At 53.9% G+C, this 23,110-nt stretch carries 26 protein-coding genes, 1 tRNA gene and 1 pseudogene; 20 read left to right on the top strand and 8 right to left on the bottom strand.

Annotated features, from left to right (window positions below; all coding sequences use genetic code 11):
- Positions 1–331 precede the first annotated feature (331 nt).
- From WNY38_RS02485 to WNY38_RS02475, 3 genes and pseudogenes are all read right to left on the bottom strand, one after another.
- Positions 332–730: pseudogene (locus WNY38_RS02485) on the bottom strand (transposase); the annotation flags it as partial.
- A 557-nt stretch (positions 731–1,287) separates the two neighbouring features.
- Positions 1,288–1,428, bottom strand: a complete 141-nt coding sequence (locus WNY38_RS02480) for a hypothetical protein (protein ID WP_342855722.1) — start codon at positions 1,426–1,428, stop codon at positions 1,288–1,290.
- A gap of 556 nt (positions 1,429–1,984) precedes the next feature.
- Positions 1,985–2,074 (bottom strand) — tRNA-Ser (locus WNY38_RS02475).
- Positions 2,075–2,275: 201 nt separating this feature from the next.
- Between WNY38_RS02475 and WNY38_RS02470 the strand changes: the two genes are divergently transcribed.
- From WNY38_RS02470 to WNY38_RS02435, 8 genes are all read left to right on the top strand, one after another.
- The gene (locus WNY38_RS02470; RefSeq protein ID WP_342855721.1) at positions 2,276–3,133 is read left to right on the top strand and encodes a DUF2059 domain-containing protein; all 858 of its coding nucleotides are present in this window, start codon (positions 2,276–2,278) and stop codon (positions 3,131–3,133) included.
- 290 nt (positions 3,134–3,423) lie between these two features.
- Positions 3,424–4,032, top strand: a complete 609-nt coding sequence (locus tag WNY38_RS02465) for a 50S ribosomal protein L21 (protein ID WP_342855720.1) — start codon at positions 3,424–3,426, stop codon at positions 4,030–4,032.
- Between the two features lie 22 nt (positions 4,033–4,054).
- Entirely contained in the window at positions 4,055–4,324 is a 270-nt protein-coding gene (rpmA, locus tag WNY38_RS02460) for a 50S ribosomal protein L27 (RefSeq protein WP_215989999.1), read from the top strand.
- A 210-nt stretch (positions 4,325–4,534) separates the two neighbouring features.
- Positions 4,535–5,092 (top strand): GNAT family N-acetyltransferase, encoded by a 558-nt coding sequence (locus WNY38_RS02455; RefSeq protein WP_342855719.1) that lies wholly within the window; start codon positions 4,535–4,537, stop codon positions 5,090–5,092.
- A gap of 44 nt (positions 5,093–5,136) precedes the next feature.
- On the top strand, positions 5,137–5,646 hold the full coding sequence (locus WNY38_RS02450) for a GNAT family N-acetyltransferase (RefSeq protein ID WP_342855718.1): 510 nt from the start codon (positions 5,137–5,139) through the stop codon (positions 5,644–5,646).
- Between the two features lie 47 nt (positions 5,647–5,693).
- Positions 5,694–6,740 (top strand): GTPase ObgE, encoded by a 1,047-nt coding sequence (obgE, locus tag WNY38_RS02445; RefSeq protein ID WP_342855717.1) that lies wholly within the window; start codon positions 5,694–5,696, stop codon positions 6,738–6,740.
- A complete protein-coding gene (proB, locus tag WNY38_RS02440) occupies positions 6,728–7,828 on the top strand; it encodes a glutamate 5-kinase (RefSeq protein WP_342855716.1) in 1,101 nt (366 codons plus the stop codon). The genes obgE and proB overlap by 13 nt, the downstream gene beginning before the upstream one ends.
- Complete coding sequence (locus WNY38_RS02435) at positions 7,825–9,090, top strand: glutamate-5-semialdehyde dehydrogenase (protein ID WP_342855715.1); 1,266 nt, start codon at positions 7,825–7,827, stop codon at positions 9,088–9,090. The genes proB and WNY38_RS02435 overlap by 4 nt, the downstream gene beginning before the upstream one ends.
- 101 nt (positions 9,091–9,191) lie before the next feature.
- On the opposite strand, the gene WNY38_RS02430 is transcribed toward WNY38_RS02435, so the two are convergent.
- Positions 9,192–9,791, bottom strand: coding sequence for a histidine phosphotransferase family protein (locus WNY38_RS02430; RefSeq protein ID WP_342855714.1), 600 nt, complete (start codon positions 9,789–9,791; stop codon positions 9,192–9,194).
- A gap of 40 nt (positions 9,792–9,831) precedes the next feature.
- Here WNY38_RS02430 and WNY38_RS02425 point away from each other — a divergent pair, with 40 nt between their 5' ends.
- The 3 genes from WNY38_RS02425 (at position 9,832) to WNY38_RS02415 (ending at position 11,804) form a co-directional block, all read left to right on the top strand.
- Complete coding sequence (locus tag WNY38_RS02425) at positions 9,832–10,011, top strand: DUF3553 domain-containing protein (RefSeq protein WP_342855713.1); 180 nt, start codon at positions 9,832–9,834, stop codon at positions 10,009–10,011.
- Positions 10,012–10,182: 171 nt separating this feature from the next.
- A complete protein-coding gene (locus tag WNY38_RS02420) occupies positions 10,183–10,962 on the top strand; it encodes a GNAT family N-acyltransferase (RefSeq protein ID WP_342855712.1) in 780 nt (259 codons plus the stop codon).
- On the top strand, positions 10,959–11,804 hold the full coding sequence (locus WNY38_RS02415) for a lysophospholipid acyltransferase family protein (protein ID WP_342855711.1): 846 nt from the start codon (positions 10,959–10,961) through the stop codon (positions 11,802–11,804). Before WNY38_RS02420 ends, WNY38_RS02415 begins: the two co-directional genes overlap by 4 nt.
- Positions 11,805–11,882: 78 nt before the next feature.
- On the opposite strand, the gene WNY38_RS02410 is transcribed toward WNY38_RS02415, so the two are convergent.
- Positions 11,883–12,515 carry a thiamine phosphate synthase gene (locus tag WNY38_RS02410; protein WP_342855710.1) on the bottom strand — a complete coding sequence of 211 codons (633 nt, stop codon included), beginning with the start codon at positions 12,513–12,515 and terminating at the stop codon, positions 11,883–11,885.
- 193 nt (positions 12,516–12,708) lie between these two features.
- Between WNY38_RS02410 and WNY38_RS02405 the strand changes: the two genes are divergently transcribed.
- The 4 genes from WNY38_RS02405 (at position 12,709) to WNY38_RS02390 (ending at position 16,685) form a co-directional block, all read left to right on the top strand.
- Complete coding sequence (locus WNY38_RS02405; protein WP_342855709.1) at positions 12,709–13,482, top strand: RNA methyltransferase; 774 nt, start codon at positions 12,709–12,711, stop codon at positions 13,480–13,482.
- Positions 13,483–13,622: 140 nt separating this feature from the next.
- Positions 13,623–14,777 (top strand): heme A synthase, encoded by a 1,155-nt coding sequence (gene ctaA / locus WNY38_RS02400; protein WP_342855708.1) that lies wholly within the window; start codon positions 13,623–13,625, stop codon positions 14,775–14,777.
- Positions 14,778–14,779: 2 nt separating this feature from the next.
- Positions 14,780–16,255, top strand: a complete 1,476-nt coding sequence (locus tag WNY38_RS02395) for a carboxypeptidase M32 (protein WP_342855707.1) — start codon at positions 14,780–14,782, stop codon at positions 16,253–16,255.
- Positions 16,256–16,259: 4 nt separating this feature from the next.
- Positions 16,260–16,685 (top strand): PaaI family thioesterase, encoded by a 426-nt coding sequence (locus WNY38_RS02390; RefSeq protein WP_342855706.1) that lies wholly within the window; start codon positions 16,260–16,262, stop codon positions 16,683–16,685.
- Positions 16,686–16,690: 5 nt separating this feature from the next.
- Here WNY38_RS02390 and WNY38_RS02385 read toward each other — a convergent pair whose 3' ends face one another.
- Genes WNY38_RS02385 through WNY38_RS02375 form a run of 3 tightly spaced genes read right to left on the bottom strand, consistent with a single transcriptional unit; the run spans position 16,691 to position 18,796 of the window.
- Positions 16,691–17,878, bottom strand: a complete 1,188-nt coding sequence (locus WNY38_RS02385) for an HD domain-containing protein (protein WP_342855705.1) — start codon at positions 17,876–17,878, stop codon at positions 16,691–16,693.
- On the bottom strand, positions 17,862–18,131 hold the full coding sequence (locus tag WNY38_RS02380; RefSeq protein ID WP_342855704.1) for a hypothetical protein: 270 nt from the start codon (positions 18,129–18,131) through the stop codon (positions 17,862–17,864). Before WNY38_RS02380 ends, WNY38_RS02385 begins: the two co-directional genes overlap by 17 nt.
- Positions 18,132–18,142: 11 nt before the next feature.
- On the bottom strand, positions 18,143–18,796 hold the full coding sequence (locus WNY38_RS02375; RefSeq protein ID WP_215942910.1) for an alpha/beta hydrolase: 654 nt from the start codon (positions 18,794–18,796) through the stop codon (positions 18,143–18,145).
- A gap of 337 nt (positions 18,797–19,133) precedes the next feature.
- Between WNY38_RS02375 and WNY38_RS02370 the strand changes: the two genes are divergently transcribed.
- The 5 genes from WNY38_RS02370 (at position 19,134) to WNY38_RS02350 (ending at position 23,106) form a co-directional block, all read left to right on the top strand.
- The gene (locus WNY38_RS02370) at positions 19,134–19,649 is read left to right on the top strand and encodes an Rrf2 family transcriptional regulator (protein ID WP_342855703.1); all 516 of its coding nucleotides are present in this window, start codon (positions 19,134–19,136) and stop codon (positions 19,647–19,649) included.
- Complete coding sequence (locus WNY38_RS02365; RefSeq protein WP_342855702.1) at positions 19,649–20,701, top strand: cysteine desulfurase family protein; 1,053 nt, start codon at positions 19,649–19,651, stop codon at positions 20,699–20,701. Before WNY38_RS02370 ends, WNY38_RS02365 begins: the two co-directional genes overlap by 1 nt.
- Before the next feature lie 98 nt (positions 20,702–20,799).
- Complete coding sequence (gene sufB / locus WNY38_RS02360) at positions 20,800–22,335, top strand: Fe-S cluster assembly protein SufB (protein WP_342855701.1); 1,536 nt, start codon at positions 20,800–20,802, stop codon at positions 22,333–22,335.
- Positions 22,336–22,359: 24 nt separating this feature from the next.
- Positions 22,360–22,548, top strand: coding sequence for a hypothetical protein (locus WNY38_RS02355; protein ID WP_342855700.1), 189 nt, complete (start codon positions 22,360–22,362; stop codon positions 22,546–22,548).
- A 246-nt stretch (positions 22,549–22,794) separates the two neighbouring features.
- Entirely contained in the window at positions 22,795–23,106 is a 312-nt protein-coding gene (locus WNY38_RS02350; protein WP_342855699.1) for a heavy metal-binding domain-containing protein, read from the top strand.
- Positions 23,107–23,110: the final 4 nt, after the last annotated feature.

Raw genomic sequence — 23,110 nt, 5'->3', positions numbered from 1 at the left:
CGGCCTGTCAGGTGTTTAGGAGTCACCGAAGGCCAGACCTTGCGCCAAGCGGCGGTTTCTGCGGGCATTGACCCCGAAGCCGCCCGTTTAATTGTGGGCATATCCGAAAACTGTTTTTGAAATTCCAAGGGCCACTTGGGAACAACTACCCCGATCACATTTTGCGATCATAGCAGGCCTGATTGCTTGTGGGTAAACACACTGTTGAATTGATTACTCATCCCGCTTCAGTGCGCTGTAGTCCTGACCACCATAGAACACAGATAAAATTTCCACCTCCTCGGCCTCATAATTATACAGAATGACGGCGGATTTCTCGGCAAGCGTTGTTTCAGCCTCTAAAATTCCACGGTAGCAGCTGGTCGATGTGTTTCTGCTTATGGCCGTTGACGATGGCTGTGATGACACCGGTCAGGTAGCGATGCGGCTCGATTTTGTTCAACTTACAGGTCTCGATGAGCGACGCGAGCATGGCCCAGTTTTGGGCACCGGCGTCATGCCCGGCAAATAGCGCGTTCTTTCTTTGCAAAGCGATGGGGCGGATCGTGCGTTCCACGGCATTGCTGTCCATCTCGATGCGGCCGTCGGTCAGGAACAAGATCAACCCCACCCAGTATTTGGCGATGTATTTGAGCGCATCTCCTGTTGGGGATTTGGCCGAGACCTGCGTGCGGGCGTGATCAAGCCATGTTTTGAAGGTTGCGATCTTGGGCGCGCTTTTGGCTTGGCGCATTGGTCAAAGATGATGAAGCCTATGCGCCAACAGGGCAACGCCTCAAAGATTGGTTGTTTGGTGGGGCGCATATTCCGACGGTAAACGCACTGTTTGATGTGGATGCATCGGGACTGGCGGTTGTGGCGGACCTGTTCGGAGAGCAGGCCTATTTTGCGGATGCCGAGGCATTCTGGCCGCAGCAAAACGCAGTGATCGCCGAGAAGGTCGAAGGTTATCACGCCGATGGCTGGGCGGATGTTATTGTGATGGAGGTTGGCGATTATTTTGCGACGTGGGAGCACACAAGCACAGACAAACCCGAGGGTGGCAAGGTCTTTATCACTGTGAGCACGCAAGGCGAGGTGACGTTCCACGAGGGATATATCACCAACGCCGAAGCCAAACGGCGCGAGACACCCGAGACAGGTGCAACACCGCAACCCAAATCAGAACTGACCAAAGCCGCGCAGAACTATGTCGATCTGCATCGTTATGCAGCCGTGCGGGCCGATATCTTGGGGCGATCTGATCTGGCCTTGCGGCTGCTCGCAGCCCATATGTTAGCAGGGTCATCACTGTGGAGCGTTGAGCGCGACCCGCAGAAAACGGCCAAACCGGAAATTGCCGATAGCCTTGCGGCCAGCCCTGCGCAGCACGCCTTCGAAGCTGAACGTGACGAGATTGCCGCGCTGCTGGAAATCGAGTCGGAACAAATCCTACCCACCCGTAACGACTGGCATGTGATGCGCCCAGATCTAGGCACAATGCTGGCGCAACTGATGACGTTGAACGACGAAGATGTGATGCGCATTCTGACGTTCTCGATGGCCGACATGTTCCGCGACATATGGGACGACCGGATAGCCACGCTCACTCAACACCATGCGGCGCAGAAAACGGAATTGAAACGAATAGAAGCGGATATCCGCAAAGCGGCGGACTTGCTGATTGCCACAGGCAGCGCTGCAACCATGCGGGCCATCGAGGCAAAAATCGACAAGCTAGAAGCGCAAAAGGCGCTGATCGCGGAAGATTTGCAAAAATCGAAGCCCAAAACAACAGACTTCGATGGAAGTTTTCGAACCGCAATGAATTTCCTCGCAAACCCTTGGAAACTTTGGGAAACAGGTAAACCGCTTGACCGTCAAACCGTCCTAAAGCTCGTATTCGACGCCCCAATCCCATATGCACGCGATACAGGGTTTCGAACCGCCAAAACCACATTACCCTTCAGGGTGTTAGGTGATCTCGATGACGAAGAAAATAAAATGGCGGAGAGACAGGGATTCGAACCCTGGGTGCCCGTAAAGGCACAACGGCTTTCGAAACCGGCCCGTTCGACCACTCCGGCACCTCTCCGCGGTGGCGGGTGATTAGCGGTGATGTGCCATCGGTGCAAGTGGTTTTCGCATTCTGTCGTTGTTCAGTGAGTATTTTCTGCAGCTATAAATAAGAGATTCACTATTGTGTGTGCAGGGTGAAAAAAACAGCCCCGCCACTTGGAAATGACCCAATGTTTGCCTACCTATTGGTCATGAACTTATTTCAGAAGGGGCGGTAATGCTCAATCTCATCACTTCGAAACTTGGCAATATGTCTGTACGGTCTCTCGGGGGGGCGGTTGTATTGTTGTGCATTACAAGTGCACCTTTGGTGGCCGCACCTATTGACCGCTTAATGGATTTGATGAAGTTCCCCGAAGTGATCGAACTTTTAGCGGACGAGGGGCGCAGCATGGCTGACGATACCCCTGACATAGACCTTGGCATGCCGCGCTACGCTTGGGACAGTATGATCACCAAGCTGTATAACGAGGATGCGATGCATGAAGCCTTTCGCACTGAGTTGGTGACGGCTTTTGGGGCCACCGATCTAGATCCAATCGTTGCGTTTTATGAAAGCGATCTTGGACGCGAGATTGCGGATCTCGAACTGGATGCACGCAAGGCGATCACGGATGACGCGGTGTTGAGTGCTGCTGGCGATATGTGGGCTGAGCTTGATCCCCAAAGCCAACGCGCGCAGCTGATCGAAGACTACGTGTCCGTGAACGATCTGATAGAGCTGAATGTCGTGGGGGCCATGAATTCTGATATCGCCTACTTCCGAGGGTTTAGCGCCGGCGCTAAAGATGGCATGGGGTTGAATGAAACGGATATCATGCGCGAAGTCTGGGCCGGCGAGCCAGAAGCCCGTGCACAGGTGATGGAATGGGTTTACGGCTTCTCTGCCTTGGCCTATCAGCCGCTTGATGAAGATGAATTTGATGCCTATATCGCATTTGGTAAATCTGATGCAGGGCGTGCGCTGAACAATGCCATGTTTGCGGCCTTCGACAATGTTTACGCTGATCTGGCACGCGGTCTTGGTGCTGGGACTGCGCTTTTGATCCAGACGTTTGACGGGCAAGAGTTGTGATGTAGGACGCTTTGCGCGGTTTCAAGCAATAAGCTGGGCGATAAAGCCAATCGCAGCTTGACTTATAGCATGAGATTCTTGATACACGCGCCACTTGGCGTGCCATAGGTACGACCGAGTGCTATTGTTTTGGAAAAACCCTATCTCGAGATAGGGCCCAATCAATGGGTTTAGATAATCTCGTCCCCACAGAGGGACGCGCTGTTTGAGGTAACAAACGCTGGCGCTTTTCAAGGCAACTTGAAAGGTAAAGGGACCAAAAAACGCGGGTATATTGAAAGGACGACTGCATGTTCGCAGTTCTGAAAACTGGCGGTAAGCAATACAAAGTACAAAGCGGTGACGTTTTGCGCGTGGAAAAGCTTGCTGTGGCAGCTGGTGAAACAATCCAGTTCAACGAGATTCTCATGGTGGGCTCCACTGTTGGTGCCCCTTTGGTTGCGGGCGCAGGCGTCCAAGCTGAAGTGATCGACCAGATCAAAGGCGAAAAGCTTATCAACTTCGTTAAGCGTCGTCGTAAGCACTCTTCTAAGCGTACTAAGGGTCACCGTCAGCAGCTCACATTGTTGCGCATCACGGATATCCTTGAAACAGGTGCAGACGCATCTGGCGTGAAAGCTGCAATCGGTGCAAGCCTTGCCCGTAAAGAAGCCCACGGTTCTGGCGCACCTGCTGCTCCAAAAGCTGCGGCTGCAGCCGCTGGTGCGGACGATCTGAAACTCCTTTCAGGCGTTGGTCCTGCTCTTGAGAAAAAACTGCACGCTGCTGGCGTGACAAGCTTTGCTCAAGTTGCTGCATGGACTGAAGCAGATGTTGAAGAATTCGGCGAGAAACTGTCTTTCAAAGGCCGTATCGAGCGCGAAGGTTGGATTGATCAAGCCAAAGCTTTGGCGAAGTAAGTAGAGTTAAGGAGAGCACACCATGGCACATAAAAAAGCAGGCGGTTCATCCCGCAACGGTCGCGACTCAGCTGGTCGTCGTCTCGGCGTTAAACTCTACGGTGGTCAGGCTGCAATCGCAGGCAACATCATCGTGCGTCAGCGCGGTACGAAATTCTACCCAGGTGAAGGCGTTGGTCTTGGCAAAGATCACACGATCTTTGCAACAACTGACGGCGCTGTGAAATTTCACAAGGGCTTGAAAAAACGGACTTTCATCTCTGTGCTTCCAGTGGCAGAGGCCGCTGAATAAGCCGACCTTGATGGTTCGAAATTCAAGGGATCGGCCTTCGGGCCGGTCCCTTTTTCGTTGCGAGCCCAGCGATTTATTTTGCTGTCACAGGAACGAAGTTTGCGATTGTTAAGATCGTTCAGGTATGCGGTTGCTTGAAACGCAAACTGGCGCAGGGGCCCCCTTGGGGAGGGTGGCGTTATTTTGAGGTACTCTTCGAGGAGGAGAAATATGAAATTAGATCACACCATCGTTCGCGATTCAAAAGTGACACAAGTGCCTATCGAGGCTGACAGGTTTACATTGCGTGGCCCTAAGTCCTCTGATGTGGGACTTTTGTCGCTCTACGCCAGTGATAAACGCGTTGCAAACGCTTCGCGGTCCTTGCCGCACCCTTTGCCACCAGGGGCGACTGAGGCATTCATCGCGCGATCTCTTGATCCTGCTGTACCGCTGCATACCTATATCATTGATGGCGAGGCCGCTGGCCTGTCCGAAGTTTTGGGGGTGATGCAATTGAAGCCGCTTGAGCGAGGCCAATCCGAGGTCAGCTTTTGGGTTGCCCCGTCCTTTTGGGGCACCGGCATTGCGTCTTCGGCGCTCAAAGCACTGGTCGCGGCAAACCCGTTGGGTGACAAAACCATGTTTGCCGAGATTTTCCAAGACAACCAAGCTTCGGCTCGCGTCGTGACGCACGCCGGCTTTGAATACCTAGGGGACGCTGAAACCTTCAGTGTCTCACGTGGCGCAAGGGTCCCGACATGGACCTATGTGTGCAAACTCGACTGACCTCATGAGCCAAAACGGGGTCGCCAATTTATAGGACGACCCCGATGACCCAAGTACTAACCACCGACAGATTGATCTTGCGTCCTTTTCGCGGCGATGATGCGCCCGATCTTGTGCGTTTGCTCAACAATTTTGATGTGAGCCAATGGTTGACGCGTGTCAGCAGTCCGTATTCCCTCATGGAAGCGCATTGGTACATCGGCGCGCTGAGCAACCCATGGCGGTTTGCCATCACATCACGCGAAACCGGCGCCTTTATGGGCTGTGTCGAGGTGGGGGCCGAGTTTGGCTATTGGCTCGGGCAACCGTTTTGGCGTCAAGGATACATGTCCGAGGCGGCAAACGCGGTTGTCGATCATTGGATGGGCCAATATGGCGACACGCTGGTCTCGTCATACTTTATTGGCAACAGTGGTTCGCAATCCATTCTGACCAGCTTGGGCTTTGAGCCACGCGAAATCACCTATAAATTCTCGAAAGCACGGGATAAAGAGGTCCAATCGCGCATTTTAACCCTTACGCCCATGCGCTATCACGCGCATAAGGCACATTGAATTTGCCGCCAACGCACGCTAAGTCTGCGATCTGAAAGGATCACCACATGAAATTTCTCGATCTTTGCAAAGTTTACATTCGATCCGGCTCAGGCGGCAACGGCTGCGTATCGTTTCGTCGTGAGAAATACATCGAATATGGTGGTCCAAACGGCGGTGACGGCGGCAAAGGCGGCAGCGTGATTATTGAAGCTGTTGACGGTCTCAATACTCTGATCGATTTTCGCTACCAGCAGCACTTCTTTGCCCAAAACGGGCAGGGTGGCATGGGCAGCAACCGCACCGGTAAAGACGGCAAAGACATCTACCTGCGGGTGCCTGCAGGCACCGAGATCATGGACGAAGACCAAGAAACTGTCTTGTTTGACATCACGGAAGTTGGCCAAAAGATCGTTTTGATCAAAGGCGGTAACGGCGGTTGGGGCAACTTGCACTTTAAGTCGTCCACAAACCAAGCCCCGCGCACATCGAACCCTGGTCAAGAGGGCATCGACCGCACGATTTGGTTGCGCCTGAAACTGATCGCCGATGCGGGTCTTTTGGGCATGCCAAATGCGGGCAAATCAACGTTTTTGTCAGTCACATCAAACGCGCGTCCTAAAGTGGCCGATTACCCGTTCACGACCATGCACCCGAATTTGGGCGTTGTAGGTATTGATAACACCGAATTTGTTGTCGCCGATATCCCTGGGCTGATTGAGGGCGCTTCAGAAGGGCGTGGTCTTGGGGATCTGTTCCTTGGGCACGTTGAGCGCTGCGCGGTGCTGTTGCATCTCGTGGATGGCACCTCTGAGGATGTGGCTGATGATTACAATGTGATCATTGGCGAGATTTCGAACTACACAGACGAGCTGGGGGACAAGCCCCGGATCACGGTGCTGAACAAAGTTGACAGTTTGACCGACGAAGAGATTGCCGAAAAAACACAAGCACTTGAAAAAGCCTCTGGCGGACGCGTTTACACCATGTCAGGCATTAGCCGTGACGGGGTGGATACAGTTCTGCGGGCGTTGAAGGCCGAGATTTCAATGGATCGTTTGCGTACCAAACAAGCCGACGGAGGCGATGAGGAAGAAACATCGTGGCGACCTTAAGAGATGCAAAACGCGTTGTCATAAAAATCGGATCGGCCTTATTGGTCGAATCCGGTGGACTGCGCAAAACTTGGCTGACCGGCCTTGCTGAAGATGTGGCCATGCTCAAAACCCGTGGCACAGATGTGATTATCGTGTCCTCTGGCTCAATCGCTTTGGGGCGCGGGGTCTTAAAACTGCCCGCTGCTGATCTGCCATTAGAACAATCCCAAGCCTGCGCCTCAGTGGGGCAAATTCGCCTCGCACGGGCCTATCAAGATGTGTTTGATCCCCATGGGATCATCGCGTCGCAAGTGCTTTTGACATTGGATGACACCGAAGACCGTCGGCGGTATCTGAATGCACGTGCGTCCCTTGAGGCGCTCGTGGCATTTGGTGTAGTGCCCATCGTGAATGAAAACGATACAATTGCCACTGATGAAATTCGCTATGGCGACAACGACCGTTTGGCCGCTCAAATTGCTGTGACAGTGGGGGCCGATTGTTTGGTGCTTTTGTCAGATATTGATGGGCTCTACACCGCTAATCCTAACACGACCCTTGGCGCTAAACATATTGCGCAAGTCTCTGAAATAACGACTGACATAGAAGAAATGGCCGGCGATCCTGTGTCGGGTCTGTCCAAAGGCGGGATGAAAACCAAAATTTTGGCCGCCAAAACGGCGATGGCTGGCGGTTGTGCCATGGCCATCACGCAAGGGGCCGTTGCTCGTCCGCTCAAAGCGCTGGACGATGGGGCTGTCGCGACATGGTTTTTGCCATCAGTTGGTCCGAAAAGAGCGCGCAAAAACTGGATTGGCGCGATGAAGCCCAAAGGCACTTTGACGGTGGACGCAGGCGCGATCCGCGCCTTGAGCAAAGGCAATTCGTTGTTGCCTGCAGGGGTCACGGGGGTGTCAGGCCAATTTGGCCGAGGCGAACCGGTTGAGATTGTTGGGCCAGATGCGGTCCGCATCGGACTTGGGTTGACCCGCTATACTGCCGATGAAGCCCGGCTCATTAAAGGGGCCCAGACACAAGATATTCAAGCGATCCTTGGCCACACGAGCCGAGCCGCGATGATCCATAGGGATGACATGGTGCTATGACACAAGATGTGAATATATTCGAGCTGATGCAAGACATCGGCAAACGTGCAAAAGCAGCCGCGGCCGAACTGGCTTATGCGTCCGCTGAACGCAAACACGCGGCCTTAATCGGCGCGGCTGAGGCTATTTGGGCCCGTCGTGCTGAGATCATCGCCGCGAATGAAAAAGACATGATCTTTGGCCGTGACAAAGGTCTGACAGATGCAATGTTAGACCGTTTGTTGCTAACGGAAGAGCGCATTTCTGGAATCCAAGATGCTTTGCGCACCATCGCAGAGCAAAAAGATCCTGTGGGTGATGTGATTGCCGAATGGGACATGCCCTCTGGCCTGCACATCAAACGCACACGCACGCCTTTGGGCGTTATCGGCGTGATTTATGAATCGCGCCCCAATGTGACGGCAGATGCAGGGGCTTTGTGTTTGAAGGCTGGCAATGCGGTGATTTTGCGTGGCGGATCTGAGAGCTTTCATTCGTCAGGCTTGATCCACGAGTGTTTGGTCGACGGCTTGGTCAAAGCGGGCCTGCCTGCGGATGCCATCCAACGCGTACCAACCCGTGATCGTGCGGCGGTCAGTGAAATGCTGTCGATGACCAATTATATTGACGTGATTGTGCCTCGCGGCGGCAAGGGGCTTGTGGGCCTTGTGCAGCGCGAAGCGCGTGTGCCTGTGTTTGCTCATTTAGAGGGCATCGTACATGTGTTTATGGATGCCTCGTGCGATCCGAAAAAGGCCATGGATATCGTCATCAACGCCAAAACGCGCCGTACAGGCATTTGTGGCGCTGCGGAATGTTTGCTTATTCATAAAGACTTAGCGAACACCCTTGGTGTGGATGTGGTCAAAGCTTTGATCAAGGCTGGCATCGAAGTGCGTGGTGATGAGACTTTGCAATCCATCGACGGCGTCGTGCCTGCAACCCAAGACGATTGGGGGTGTGAGTACGCCGACGCCATCATCGCCGCCAAGGTTGTTGATGATATTGACGGCGCTATTGCGCATATCCACCAGTATTCATCGTCTCATACAGACTGCATCATTTCCGAGACACCTGAAAATGTGGCCAAGTTCTTTGAGCGCATTGATAGCGCGATTTTGATGCACAACTCCTCGACACAGTTCGCGGATGGTGGTGAATTTGGCATGGGTGGCGAGATCGGAATCGCGACGGGTAAAATGCACGCACGTGGCCCTGTGGGCGCTGAGCAGTTGACCTCGTTTAAGTATTTAGTGACCTCAGATGGCGCGACCCGCAAGTGACTTGAAAAACGGTCTTTGACTGAAAAAAAGGCGCGCCCATTCAGAGGCGCGCCTTTTGTGTGACCTCAAGGGGAGGGGGAGGTCACGTGTCTAAAAACGTGTTACGCTATCAGGCGCAAAACACCTTCTTGAGTTTGACCCGTGATGCGCCTGTTGAGCAGTTCTGCTTGTAACGGCGCTAGAATGAACTGGACTTCTGAAGGCTTCAGTCCTTCTATGGAGGTCGTCGCCCCCAAACGAGCCCACAGGTCAGGTGAGGGCTCCAGCCGATCAGCGCGCGCGCAAATCGTCCATTGGCCATTGTCATTGCTTATTTTGATCAGCCCACCACGTGGCATGGCTGTTTCAATACACAGCATCATCAAACAGGTGAGTTTGACTTCATCGCGCAGCATATCCGTTTCAGGCTGCCACTCGTATTTCAAACGCGCTGTTTCCAAAGCCTTTAGGATCGTCACCATTTCCATACGTCCGGTCATTTGACCGGGGGATGCCATACCAAAGGCGATCCTAAAAAATTTCACACGGGCGTTTGCATTGTCAACGCTTTCCGCGATAAGGCTGAGTTCTGGGCTGGTGTCCCCGTCAGACATACCAAGCAATTCAACGCCATTGGAAATCGCGCCGACAGGGCTGATGAGATCGTGGCAAATTCTAGAACCGATCATGGCGGCGATGTCGCGGGTCAACTCTTTGGTCATTGTGTCTCCTGAAATGGGGCTAACATAGGAAAGTAATGCGATGGACGATTTAAATGCTATGCTCGAACCGGGGCAGATCGTGCGCCATCCCAACTGCGAAGACTGGGGCAAGGGGCAGGTGCAGTCCAATATCAATGGCAAGCTTACGGTGATGTTCGAACAAGTTGGCAAAGTTGTCATTGATAGTCGTCGCGTTGCTCTCCTTCCGGTGTTTAATTAGTCTCGTTATGGTTAAGGTTTCGTTGATACGGACATAACTCTTATTGGGTGTCGTATTGGATTTATTTACAACCTAAAGATGTATAGGGGTGGTCCTTGAGCGAGCTGTGTTGCATTGATACCGCGAACGCCGTAGAAACCGCGCACCGCATCCTTTTAAAAAAGACCCCAAATGAGTGAACTCGATCACAAGTTCGAACTGCGCTTTGCAACCTGCGCACAAGACATGCGCGCGGCCCAAAGGCTTCGCTATAGGGTTTTTGTCGAAGAACTCGGCTCTGACGGCGCAATGGTCGATCACAAGGCGCAGCTCGAAGCTGATGAATTTGATCCTGTTTACGACCATTTGATGCTGATTGATAAATCGCGCTCTGATGATCCGCTTGAACAATGCGTTGGGGTGTATCGTCTTTTGACTGGCGAGAAAGCCGTCGAAATTGGCGGGTTCTACACTGAGTCTGAATATGACTTGAGCGTGCTCAAGGCTTCAGGCAAACGGCTTTTGGAACTTGGTCGGTCCTGTGTGGCCCCTGAATATCGCGGCGGCACAGCACTGTATCACATGTGGGCAGGCCTTGCGAAATACGTCTTTGAAGGTGGGTTTGACGTATTGTTCGGCGTGGCATCGTTTCACGGCACTGACATGTCAAAACTCGCTGAACCTTTGTCGTTGCTGCATCATCGCCACCTTGCGCCCGAAACGCTGCGCGTGCGTGCCGTAGAAGACGTCTTTCAGAACATGGATTTGATCCCAGAAGATCAAATCGACCGTCGCTCTGCCATGTTACAGGTGCCGGCATTGATTAAAGCCTATCTGCGTTTGGGGGGCACTGTGGGCGAGGGCGCTTTTGTTGATCACGCGTTCAACACCATCGATGTGTGTTTGATCTTGGATATAGCGCAGGTCTCGCCGCGCCAAAAAGAAATGTACACCCGCGAGCGTATCAGATGAGCGCACCACTTTGGGACAGTTCCAAACCAGCAGTTGAGCCGCCTTGGGAGCGTTTTGATAGCGCTCGCGCCATTCTGCGCGGGGTTCCGATCGTCCTGCTGATATTGATCTGTCTTCCGTTGATGATAATGACACGAGGCATTGAGCGCTTGAGTGTCGGGGCGCGCAGACCTTGGTCGTCTTTCTTTCCGCGCTTTGTCTCACGCGTCGCGCTGATGATCATGAGCATACCCTTGCGCACGACGGGCACTCCGATGTCCCAACCAGGCGCTGTCGTTGCGAACCATTCCACTTGGTTGGATGTTTTTTCGCTCAATGCCTGCCAAAGAGTGTTTTTCGTGTCCAAAGCCGAGGTGGCCAATTGGCCAGGCATTGGCCCTTTGGCGCGGGCCAGCGGCACTGTGTTTATCGCGCGCGATCGCAAAGAGGCTGGGCGGCAAAAGGCACTGTTCGAGGCGCGTCTGCACATGGGGCACAAGTTGTTGTTTTTTCCCGAGGGCACGTCCACCGATGGATTGCGTGTCCTGCCGTTTAAGCCCACGTTGTTCGCTGCCTTTTTTGCGCCTCAGCTGCGTGATGAGGTGTCAATTCAACCCGTCACTGTGCGCTACATCGCCCCAACGGGAGCCGATCCACGGTTTTACGGCTGGTGGGGCGATATGGAGTTTGGGCCGTCTTTGATCACATTTTTGAAAGCCCGTAAACAAGGGGCAATCGAGATCACATTTCACGATCCTATCGCGGTGAAAGACGTGCCAAACCGCAAAGACATGGCGCTTTTGTGTGAAAACGCTGTGCGCTCAAGCCTGCCTGAGATCGCAGAAGAGTTCCAAGAGGTTTAGAGCGAGAGCGGACACGAAAAAGGCCCCGGTGAGGGGCCTTAACGTGAAATTTATATGAAAATTGGGTGCTTAACCCGTCTAACTCATCGCCGCGATCAATGTGCCCAAAGCCGCACTTGGATCGCCCTGAGACCAGATTTCATCGCCGATGGCAAAGAAATCAGTGTGTGGCGTCAGGGATTTGATTGTATCGACGTCCAGCGCCCCTTCGGCCACGACTGGCACTTCGATCATCAAAGACCACCATTCAAACAGCTCTTTTTCCGCCTGCACACCGGTGCCAAGGCCACTGGCACCTGCAGGGCCAAAGGCCACGTAATCCGCGCCAATTTCGCCAGCGGTCATGCCATCATGGCGGGTGGACCCACAAAAGGCGCCAACAACCGCATCGGCCCCGAGCGTTTTGCGCACATCGCGCACAGAGCGCGCACCATCCAGCAAGTGCACCCCGTCAAGCCCGTGCTTTTCAGCCAAAGCCACATGGGAATCGATCACAATCGCCACGTCACGTGCATGGCAAACCTCGCGCACAGCATCGGCCGCGCGACCCAGTTCTATTTCGTCTTTGCTGGCCAAAGCCAAACGCACACAAGCGATGTCATGATCGTCCAAGACCTGCGCCAACAGCGCGGGGAAGGTCTGCACATCAAAAGCGGCGGGAGTCAGCAGATAGATTTGTGGCACTTCGGATTGATCTGTGTGATCGGACATGGGCGACTCCTTTGACGTTTGTCTCGATATAGCGGCTTTAGACTTTGGGTGGAAGGCTTTGCGCACGGCTCATGGTCATCACCGCCCAGCAGTACATCCCCATGTTCACAGTCCCTTGCGCATTTGGCGATCTGGGCCTATCACGCGCAGGCCCCTTTGCTGCAATCAAGCTACGATCAAGAAGGTCCAAAACATGTCCCTATCATCCGAAGAGTTTGATCTGTCCGGTCCCACACCAGCCTTCATTCTGGTGCGTCCGCAGATGGGCGAAAACATCGGCGGGGCGGCGCGCGCGATGTGGAATTTCGGCTTGGACCGGATGCGCATCGTTGATCCGCGTGATGGTTGGCCCAATCAAAAAGCCGTGGCCATGGCTTCAGGGGCTGGGCGTTTGCTGGATGAAGCAGGTATGTTTGACACCGTGCCCGACGCTTTGGCCGATTGTGATTACGTCTTTGCCACCACAGCACGCATGCGTGACATCACCAAGCCCGTGATGTCGCCTGAGCGCGCGATGGAACATGCTCGCGCCATTATGGCGAATGGTGGCAAGGTCGGCGTGATGTTCGGGCCAGAGCGGGCAGGGTTGGAAAACGACGATGTGGTTCATGCCAATGCGCTGATCACTGTGCCAATCAATCCTGAGTTTCCGTCTTTGAACCTCGCGCAATGTGTTTTGCTGACCGCTTATGAATGGCGTCGTCAAACCGCTGACATCGTCCCTGAAGTGGTTGAAATGGCGGGCACTGAATGGGCTGGCCACGTTGAGATGGAAAAGCTCGGCGATCACTACGAGGACACGCTGGATCAAGCCGGATTCTTTTACCCCGAAGCCAAAGCCACCAGCATGAAGTTGAACCTGCGCAATCTGTGGTCGCGGATGCCGATGACCAAAATGGATGTACAGATGATGCATGGCATGATGCGTCAGATGAAGCGCTGGAAAGAACGCGGCTCGGGCCACTAGACCCTCGATATTCTCGATCAAGAAACAGTTTTTCACATTTAGCCGCGTCAAAGCGTCTTTTGACGTCTGGATGTGCTTGCCCTTGGGCGGGGTGCTCCCTAGTTTCCCCTGCAAACATCGTACACATAGGGGCGCATCGCATGGCTCAAAAAACAACATCAAAACGCAGCATTTTTGAAGAAGTCAGCACAGATACAAAACCTGTCACAGCCCCCAAAGGTGGCTTGATCGACACAGGCAAATCCGGCGCACGCAAAGGCATTCGCGTTTGGCTGCTGATCTTGTTTGCGATGGTGATGCTGATGATCGCTGTAGGGGGCATGACGCGTTTGACAGATTCCGGTCTGTCGATCACCGAATGGAAACCTGTGACAGGCGCTATGCCACCGATGAATGCAGATGCTTGGGCGTCAGAGTTCGACAAATACAAAGAAATTCCAGAATATCAGCTGCAAAACGCAGGCATGTCCTTGTCTGAATTTAAAGCGATCTATTGGTGGGAATGGGGCCATCGCCAATTGGGCCGCACCATCGGGCTTGTTTGGTTCCTTGGCTTTGCAGGCTTTGCCGTCGCGCGCAAAATTCCCACGGGTTGGACAAAAAAACTGCTGTTTATCGGCGCTTTGGGCGGGATTCAGGGCGCGATCGGTTGGTGGATGGTCTCCTCTGGCTTGACGGGGGATCGCTTGGACGTGGCCTCTTATCGACTTGCAACCCACCTTGGGATCGCTTTTGTGATCCTTGGGTTTATCGCATGGTACGTGTTCCAACTCAGCCGGTCAGAGGGGGCATTGATGCAAGCGCGCCGCATGCGTGACGCCAAATTGTTTGGGTTGTCCACAGGCATGCTGCATTTCGCGTTTTTGCAAATCCTACTTGGCGCTTTGGTCGCGGGCATTGATGCAGGGCGCGGGTTCACCGATTGGCCACTTATGGGCGGGCAGTTCTTGCCCCCTGATCCGCTGTCTTTGACGCCTTTGTGGCGCAATTTCTTTGAAGACGCAGGTCTTGTGCAATTCATGCATCGTATGGCGGGGTACCTGTTGTTCGTCTTTGGTTTGGTCGTCTGGACCCGTGGTCGAAAATCCGCCAATCGCAGCACCCAAGCGGCGTTCAATATGATGGCTGCCATTCTGTTCTTGCAGGTGGCCTTGGGCATCGTCACCGTGATCAACGGCGCACCAATGCATCTTGGCCTCGCGCATCAAATCGGGGCCGTGGCCTTGTTTGTATCGATTTTGCGGGCGCGGTTCTTGAGCCAGTACCCAAAACCCCAATCTGTCCGAGGATCCTAAATATGTCTGCTTATAATGACTTGATGGCGTTTCAAAAAACCACCGAAGCGCTTGGATCTGTTGCCGGACGGCTCAACTGGGATCAAGAAACGATCATGCCCGAGGGCGCAGCCGCACAGCGCGGCGAAGAGCTGTCGGCTATGGAAACGGTTCTGCACGCGCGGCGCACGGACGCACGTGTTGGTGATTGGTTGGCGTCAATTGATGCGGGCACGTTGGACGCGGTGCAAACCGCCAATATCAGTCACATCAAGCGATCCTTTGCGCGCAACACCAAAGTGCCCGCCGATCTTGCGTCTGAAATTGCTAAGGTGACATCCATGTCCCAAGGCATCTGGGCCGAGGCGCGCGCTAATGATGATTTTACGCATTTCGCGCCGACTTTTGAACGCGTTGTAGCGCTTAAACGCGAAGAAGCGGCGGCTTTGGCGGATGGCGGCGATCTGTACGATGCGATGCTGCAAGACTATGAACCGGGATCAACCGCAGCAGAATTGTCTGCAATGTTCGGTGCGCTGCGCCCACGTCTCAGCGCGCTGCGCGACAAGGTTTTGGGCGCGGATCAGCCCAAGGGCGTTAGCGGCACGTTCGATGAGACCGCGCAAATGGCGCTCACCCATGAGGTGGCCAAAAGCTTTGGCTATGACTTCCATCGCGGCCGTATCGACAAAGCCGTGCATCCGTTTTCAAGCGGCTCTGGTTCGGATTCGCGCATCACCACGCGCACGTCCCACGATGATCCGTTCAACTGCTTGTATTCTACGATCCACGAAGTCGGTCATGCTTGTTACGAGTTGGGCATCGATGATCAGCACCTGTTCACCCCACTTGGCGCGGGCGTGTCGATGGGCGTTCATGAAAGCCAATCGCGAATTTACGAGAACCAGTTGGGCCGCTCGCGTGCCTACACGGAATATCTGTACGGCAAAATGCGGAGCAGCTTTGGCGACTTCGGCATCAGTAGTGCCGAAGGATTCTATGCTGCTGTGAACCGTGTCACCCAAGGTTATATCCGCACGGAGAGCGACGAAATTCAGTACAATCTGCATGTGCTTTTGCGCTTTGATCTGGAACGTGACATCATCTCTGGCGCTTTGGACGTCAAAGACCTGCCTGAGGCGTGGAACACGCGGTTCGAGGCCGATTTCGGCGTTAAAGTCGACAAAGTGTCCAACGGTTGTTTGCAAGATGTGCACTGGCCTGTGGGCCTGTTCGGGTATTTCCCGACCTATTCTTTGGGCAACGTCTATGCGGGCTGTTTGAATAAAGCGATGCGCAGCGACGTTGCTGGCATCGATGCCGCCTTGATCAAGGGCAATACCGCGCCTGCCACGGATTGGTTGCGCGACAATGTGCAGCAATACGGCGGCCTGCGCTCCCCGCATGATACCATCGTACATGCTTGCGGGTTCGAGCCAACCGAAGTGCCATTGCTAGACTACCTCGAAGAAAAATTCAGCGGCATTTACGGAATTTGATCGCGTGACGCTTGCCATGAGCCACGCGGCACTTTCACAGCATTTGGAACAAGGTTTTGGTCCCGTGGGGGCCGATCTAACAATTGATGCGGTCGATGAGGGCAGCGTCACCCTGCGACTTTGCCCGCATGAGGGGCATATCCGTTTGGGCGGCACCGTGTCTGGGCCCAGTTTGTTTTTGCTGGCAGATGTAGCGTTTTACTTTGCGATCTTGGCGCGGCTTGGGCCTGTCGAGATGGCTGTGACCACCAATGCCTCAATCGATTTTATGCGCAAACCTGCAGGGGATCTGCCGGTCTTGGGCACTGCTACGGTTCACAAATTGGGGCGGACCTTGGCTGTGGGGCAGGTGTTGATGCGCAACCCAGGCCGTGATGCTGTTTTGGCGCAGGCGTCCTTGACCTATGCCATTCCGCCTAAGCGCGATTGATTACATTACAGCGCTTCTTGCGCGATGAACCAAGGTTCGATGCGGGCCCGAATGAACGGCCAAAGGGCAGGGCAGCCACGGGTGATTTTATCGCCAACACGGGTTTCGATCTGGCTCAATTTCACATCGTAATCACGCCAAGATCCACCATCATTCGCTAAATTATGCAAAACGGGCTGCGCGCGGTCGATGGATTTGGCGTAAAGCGCTGTGGGGGTTTGAGCCGCCTCAAACTCATCCCAAATGCCGCGTAGCTGCGTGCATTGATCGACGGGCAATAGGCCAAAAAGCCGATCTGCCGCTTTGAGCTCTGCGTCAAGCTGGGCTTGCTGTGCCTCGGCCGTCACAGCGCCATGGATCGGCGTGTCGCCTGCATCCACCTCAACGATATCATGCAAGAGCATCATCATGATGGCGCGTGACAGATCAATTGGGCCTCCAGCTTGATCTATGAGCGTCAACGCGTAGAGCATCACATGCCACGAATGTTCGCCTGAGTTTTCAGGGCGTGATCCGTCCATGATTGGTGTGGCACGCAAAATGCCTTTGAGGCGGTCTGCTTCGCACCAAAAGGCATAGCGTTGATCCATAACGGGGTCTGTCGCGCGGACTTCAAACAACGCCAATGTGAATTCATAAAGCTCGGGGAACACGTCTTTGATTTTGGACGCGCGGCCTTGATACAGGTTGCGTTCCACAATCTCGCGTTCTTCATCCAGTTGCACCGGTGCGCCAAGGCATTGCAGCGCGGGGGCGAGGAAATCGATGGATTTGGCAAAGCGCGCGCTTGGGGTCTGCATGGCCTCAAATTCGCGCCAAGTGGCCAGATAGTGATCCGCAATATCATCGGGCAATAGCCCATAAATGCGGGCAGCGGCTGCCTGTTCGGCCAGCTCAATATCTTTTGGATTGTGCATGATGTGGATCGGGTGGTCACCTGCGTCGATTTCCACGATATCGTGCAAGATCAACATCTCGATTACACGTGCTAGATCAACATCCGCGTCCGCCAGAGGCGCACAGAGCACCGCCAAAAGGGCCGCATGCCATGAATGTTCGGCTGAGTTCTCGAACCGAGCTCGATCCATCACTTGGTTGGCGCGGTCTACAGTTTTGAGTTTGTCGGCATCTAACAAAAACGCGAATTGCGCATTAAGACGCGCCAGATCTTTAGGGTCATACTTCAAAGTCATCTTCCGCACTCGGGGGTGGGGCCGTTGGGTTCAGTCCCGCCTTGTGTTCTTTCACGCGTTGCAAAATATAGTCACGGGCGCGACGCTCGGCCAAACGCACACGGGCGGCGGTGTTAAACGCCTCTTGTGTGGTGGTCGATGTCGCGCCAATCACTTGGGACACCTGTTGGATAAACTGCTCATCGCCGATCACATCCATCGCTTTGATGGCATCTTTTGCAAGATCGTCCGATAGGTCGTCCATGATCCCCATAGCAGCGTTCCTTAGCGTGTATTTTCGGTCAAGCGGCGGCGCACATATGTGTCAACGTTGCCGATCATCTCTTCCATATGCGGGTCTTCAAAGAAGTGGCCAGCACCTTCAAGTTCTTGGTGGGTGATGGTGATGCCTTTTTGCTCGTGCAATTTGTTCACAAGCGTATGGGTATCTTTGGGTGGTGCCACACGGTCGGCTGTGCCGTTGATGATCAAACCCGATGCTGGGCACGGAGCCAAGAACGAGAAGTCATACATATTGGCGGGCGGCGATACAGAGATAAAGCCTGTGATCTCGGGGCGGCGCATCAAAAGCTGCATGCCGATCCAAGCGCCAAAGCTAAAGCCAGCAACCCAGCAATGTTTCGCGTTTGGGTTCAACGACTGCAGGTAATCAAGCGCAGAGGCCGCATCAGACAATTCGCCGATGCCTTGATCGTATTCACCTTGCGAACGGCCGACACCGCGAAAGTTGAACCGCAAAACAGTAAAGCCCATTTTGTGAAAGGCGTAGTGCATGTTGTACACAACGCGGTTGTTCATCGTTCCGCCAAACTGCGGATGCGGGTGCAAGATGATCGCGATCGGTGCATCTTTGGCGCGTTGTGGGTGGTAGCGGCCTTCGAGGCGGCCTTCTGGGCCGGGAAAAATCACTTCGGGCATTGAGGTCCCTGTCTCCTTAGATGTCCTGTCAGCAATGCCATCACGGGTGCGTGGGACGGGCTGGGACATCCATTATGGGGTGTCGTTTTCTGCTCGTGTTAAATGCCCTGTCCAGCTATAGTTGACGAATTAGATCAGGAACTTTAGAAGCATTCTAAACTTACTGCTCTTTGGGGCATACGAGTTGCATTGGAGTTAAGGCTCCAAAGCGCTAACGTCAATGATTTTGCTCAAGAATTACCCGTTTTGCGGGGGAATCATCGCAAATATGTGGCAAGATACTGAACTGGGGCGGGTGAATCGTGTTTCACGACGCCTATGACTGGGAGATGGAGATATGAAGTTATCCACAAAGGGCCGTTACGCGATGGTCGCCTTGGCTGATCTTGCGCTGCAAAATGATGGCGCTTTGCTGTCTTTGTCCGAGATTTCCAAACGCCAAGATATATCTTTACCGTACTTAGAGCAGCTATTTGTTAAACTGCGCCGCGCAAAACTGGTCACCTCGGTGCGCGGGCCTGGTGGCGGCTACAAGCTGGCAAAATCCCCGTCTGATATTCGCGTCTCTGACATACTTGAGGCTGTGGACGAAACTGTATCTGCGATGCACACAGGGGCAGGGGCTTCTGGTGGCGTCTCTGGCAGTCGCGCTCAATCGATGACCAACCGTTTGTGGGAAGGCCTGTCTGCAAACGTCTATGTATTCTTGCACCAAACCCGTTTGTCGGACATCATTGGTAACGGCTTGCGTCCATGTCCTGCGGTGCCTAACTTTGTTGAAGTGGTCGATGACAGCAATGCCGTCGCGGCGTCCGAAGTCCAACACCTGGCAGATGCGGATGTAAACGAATAATGACCCGCGCGCCTCGCACATATTTGGATTACAACGCCACCGCGCCGCTTTGCACGGCCGCCCGTGACGCGATGATTGCTGCCATGGATGTGGTGGGCAATCCGTCGTCGGTGCATGGCGAGGGTCGTATAGCCAAGGGCTTGATTGAAAAAGCGCGCGGGCAAGTCTCTGACGCCTTTGGCGCCAGTTCAGCCGATATCGTTTTTACATCAGGCGCGACTGAAGCGGCGGCTTTGGCGCTGTCTGGTCGCGCAATACATTGCGCAGATGTGGAACATGAGGCGGTGTCGTCTTGGTGTGAAACGGATTTGAAAGTCGATGCTCAAGGTGCGGTAACTTATTCAGATAAAACAAAAACCGCAGTTCAGTTGGCCAATTCCGAAACTGGAATTGTACAGACGCTACCTGAGGGCCTTGCGGTGGTGGATGCGACGCAAGGGTTTGGAAAAATGCCCGTTGCGTTCAATTGGATGGGCTGCGACATGGCGCTGATTTCAGCGCATAAAGTTGGCGGCCCCAAAGGCATTGGCGCATTGGTGCTCAAACAAGGTCTGGATGTCAAAGCGCAGATTTTGGGAGGCGGCCAAGAAATGGGGCGTCGCTCGGGCACTGAGAACCTGCTGGGTATCGTTGGATTCGGCGCGGCAGCTGAAGCCAGCACCAAGCTGATGGCGGACGGTGTTTGGGATGAAGTGGCAGCCCGCCGCGATCTGTTGCAAGCCCGTCTTGAAGACGGCGCAAAGGGCATCATATGTGTTGGGAAAGACACGAAACGTCTGCCAAATACATTGAGCATCATCACGCCCGGCTGGAAGGGCGAAACCCAAGTGATGCAAATGGATCTGGCTGGGTTTGCGGTCTCCGCAGGATCCGCCTGTTCCAGCGGAAAGGTGAAATCCAGCCGCGTTTTACGGGCAATGGGATACTCGGATCTTGAGGCGTCTTGCGCGATGCGGGTGTCTTTGGGGCCTGAGACCACAACAGATCAGATCGAGCGGTTTGCCAATGCTTGGCTGAGCGCCTATGACCGCTGGAAACAGCGCGCAGCTTGAGAATAATGCTTAAGAATAATCCAGGCCCGTTCGCGGTGCCGCACAGATAAAATGGGCCATCTGAGCCCGATAGATACGCACTTGAAGGAGTGATCCGCATGGATGACACATCGGTAAAAGACAAAGTCCAAGTCAAAGACGGCGTCGAGCAAGACACAGTTGATGCGGTGCAGGCGCTTGGCGGCGCTTACAAGTACGGCTGGGAAACCGAGATCGAGATGGAATATGCCCCAAAAGGGCTGTCCGAGGATATCGTGCGGTTGATTTCTGAGAAAAACAACGAACCTCAATGGATGCTGGACTGGCGTCTCGAGGCGTACCGCCGTTGGTTGACCTTGGAAGAGCCGGATTGGGCGATGGTTGATTACCCGAAAATTGATTTTCAGGACCAGTACTATTACGCGCGTCCAAAATCTATGGCGGAAAAACCGAAATCTTTGGACGATGTGGACCCGAAGCTTTTGGCGACCTACGCTAAATTGGGCATTTCCTTAAAAGAACAAGCGATCTTGGCAGGCGTCGAGGGCGCAGGCGATGTTCCCGCTGACGGTCAGCGCAAAGTGGCTGTGGATGCGGTGTTCGATTCCGTTTCCGTTGGCACGACATTCAAGAAAGAACTTGAGGCCGCTGGCGTTATTTTCTGTTCCATCTCTGAGGCGATCCAAGATCACCCTGAGCTGGTCAAGAAATATCTCGGCACCGTTGTGCCTGTGTCCGACAACTACTACGCGACGCTTAACTCTGCTGTGTTCTCGGATGGGTCTTTTGTCTACATCCCACCAAACACCCGCTGCCCGATGGAGCTGTCCACATATTTCCGTATCAACGCGGAAAACACGGGCCAGTTTGAACGCACATTGATCATCGCGGATGAGAAATCATACGTTTCCTACCTTGAGGGCTGTACCGCGCCAAAGCGCGATGTCGCGCAATTGCACGCCGCTGTGGTGGAATTGGTTCTGCTGGAAGACTCTGAGATCAAGTACTCGACTGTGCAAAACTGGTTCCCTGGCGACGAAGACGGCAAGGGCGGGATTTACAACTTTGTGACCAAACGCGCCGATTGTCGTGGCGCACGTTCCAAAGTTATGTGGACCCAAGTGGAAACCGGCTCTGCGGTGACGTGGAAATACCCGTCCTGCATTTTGCGCGGAGATGACTCTCAGGGCGAGTTCTATTCCATCGCCATCGCCAACAATATGCAGCAGGCTGACACCGGCACGAAAATGATCCACCTTGGCAAGAACACCAAGTCACGGATCGTGTCCAAAGGCATCTCTGCGGGCAAAGCGCAGAACACCTACCGTGGTCAGGTCACCATGCACCCGCGTGCGAAAAATTCGCGCAATTACACCCAATGTGACAGCTTGCTGATCGGGTCAAATTGTGGCGCGCACACCGTGCCCTACATCGAAGTGCGCAACAATTCGTCCCGCGTTGAACATGAGGCGACCACGTCTAAAGTCGACGACGATCAACTGTTCTACTGCCGCGCACGTGGCATGGGCGAAGAAGAGGCCGTGGCCTTGGTTGTGAACGGTTTCTGTAAAGAAGTCTTGCAAGCTTTGCCGATGGAATTCGCAATGGAGGCGCAGGCATTGGTCGCGATTTCTCTTGAAGGTTCCGTAGGTTAACAGGCGGATTGAAGGGCCCGAGACATGATGAAAACCACTTTGCTTTCCGCAATTGTCACGGGCCTGTTCTGTGCTGGGTTTTCCTATGTCGTAAGCTTGATCTCGGATAGTTTTGGTATGACGCAATTGATCTTGATCAGTTTTGCCTCTGGCGCATTGGGCAGTCTGTTTGCACAGACTGTGCTCAAGACTTTTGGCAAAGGAAAAGGCTGAGATGTCGTTTTTTCAAAGCAAACGGTTTAGAGAGGCTTGGATGGGCTCCCTAATCTTGGGGTGCTTGTTTCCGTTTTTAGAAGCCATATCCTTTGACGGATCTGAACAGCCTTATCTTGCACGAGTGAACGAGGGGTTCCTACCTACGGCCCTCAAGTTTGCGGCCATCTATTTTGTGATCGTATCGGTTTTCGCCGTCTTCAAGCATCGACGTGATACAGCTATGTCAAAGAGTGAGACTTTAAAATGATCATCACCACCACGCCATCCGTCGAAGGTCAATCCATCGCCAGCTATAAAGGCATCGTCACAGGCGAAGCCATTATGGGCGCCAACATTGTACGCGATATTTTTGCGCAAGTGACTGATATCGTTGGTGGTCGTTCTGGGTCTTATGAGAAAAAACTGGCGGATGCACGCACAGCTGCGCTGCTCGAAATGGAACATCGCGCTGCGGCCCTTGGGGCGCAGGCTGTTGTCGGCGTTGATCTGGACTATGAGGTGATCAACAACATGTTGATGGTCTCGGCCTCTGGTACAGCCGTTAGCTTTGCCTGATCAG

It is taken from the genome of Pacificibacter sp. AS14 (assembly GCF_038899935.1).
Classification (GTDB): domain Bacteria; phylum Pseudomonadota; class Alphaproteobacteria; order Rhodobacterales; family Rhodobacteraceae; genus Celeribacter.
Note: the sequence above shows the minus strand (reverse complement) of the source record. Positions and strands in the feature narration are given on the sequence as shown.

Bases quoted from the DNA above. Each gene is read 5' to 3' on its own strand.
- WNY38_RS02470 (WP_342855721.1), top strand. From the start codon at position 2,276: ATGCTCAATCTCATCACTTCGAAACTTGGCAATATGTCTGTACGGTCT.
- WNY38_RS02465 (WP_342855720.1), top strand. From the start codon at position 3,424: ATGTTCGCAGTTCTGAAAACTGGCGGTAAGCAATACAAAGTACAAAGC.
- rpmA (WP_215989999.1), top strand. From the start codon at position 4,055: ATGGCACATAAAAAAGCAGGCGGTTCATCCCGCAACGGTCGCGACTCA.
- WNY38_RS02455 (WP_342855719.1), top strand. From the start codon at position 4,535: ATGAAATTAGATCACACCATCGTTCGCGATTCAAAAGTGACACAAGTG.
- WNY38_RS02450 (WP_342855718.1), top strand. From the start codon at position 5,137: ATGACCCAAGTACTAACCACCGACAGATTGATCTTGCGTCCTTTTCGC.
- obgE (WP_342855717.1), top strand. From the start codon at position 5,694: ATGAAATTTCTCGATCTTTGCAAAGTTTACATTCGATCCGGCTCAGGC.
- WNY38_RS02435 (WP_342855715.1), top strand. From the start codon at position 7,825: ATGACACAAGATGTGAATATATTCGAGCTGATGCAAGACATCGGCAAA.
- WNY38_RS02430 (WP_342855714.1), bottom strand. From the start codon at position 9,791: ATGACCAAAGAGTTGACCCGCGACATCGCCGCCATGATCGGTTCTAGA.
- WNY38_RS02425 (WP_342855713.1), top strand. From the start codon at position 9,832: ATGGACGATTTAAATGCTATGCTCGAACCGGGGCAGATCGTGCGCCAT.
- WNY38_RS02420 (WP_342855712.1), top strand. From the start codon at position 10,183: ATGAGTGAACTCGATCACAAGTTCGAACTGCGCTTTGCAACCTGCGCA.
- WNY38_RS02415 (WP_342855711.1), top strand. From the start codon at position 10,959: ATGAGCGCACCACTTTGGGACAGTTCCAAACCAGCAGTTGAGCCGCCT.
- WNY38_RS02410 (WP_342855710.1), bottom strand. From the start codon at position 12,515: ATGTCCGATCACACAGATCAATCCGAAGTGCCACAAATCTATCTGCTG.
- WNY38_RS02405 (WP_342855709.1), top strand. From the start codon at position 12,709: ATGTCCCTATCATCCGAAGAGTTTGATCTGTCCGGTCCCACACCAGCC.
- ctaA (WP_342855708.1), top strand. From the start codon at position 13,623: ATGGCTCAAAAAACAACATCAAAACGCAGCATTTTTGAAGAAGTCAGC.
- WNY38_RS02395 (WP_342855707.1), top strand. From the start codon at position 14,780: ATGTCTGCTTATAATGACTTGATGGCGTTTCAAAAAACCACCGAAGCG.
- WNY38_RS02385 (WP_342855705.1), bottom strand. From the start codon at position 17,878: ATGACTTTGAAGTATGACCCTAAAGATCTGGCGCGTCTTAATGCGCAA.
- WNY38_RS02380 (WP_342855704.1), bottom strand. From the start codon at position 18,131: ATGGGGATCATGGACGACCTATCGGACGATCTTGCAAAAGATGCCATC.
- WNY38_RS02375 (WP_215942910.1), bottom strand. From the start codon at position 18,796: ATGCCCGAAGTGATTTTTCCCGGCCCAGAAGGCCGCCTCGAAGGCCGC.
- WNY38_RS02370 (WP_342855703.1), top strand. From the start codon at position 19,134: ATGAAGTTATCCACAAAGGGCCGTTACGCGATGGTCGCCTTGGCTGAT.
- WNY38_RS02365 (WP_342855702.1), top strand. From the start codon at position 19,649: ATGACCCGCGCGCCTCGCACATATTTGGATTACAACGCCACCGCGCCG.
- sufB (WP_342855701.1), top strand. From the start codon at position 20,800: ATGGATGACACATCGGTAAAAGACAAAGTCCAAGTCAAAGACGGCGTC.
- WNY38_RS02355 (WP_342855700.1), top strand. From the start codon at position 22,360: ATGATGAAAACCACTTTGCTTTCCGCAATTGTCACGGGCCTGTTCTGT.
- WNY38_RS02350 (WP_342855699.1), top strand. From the start codon at position 22,795: ATGATCATCACCACCACGCCATCCGTCGAAGGTCAATCCATCGCCAGC.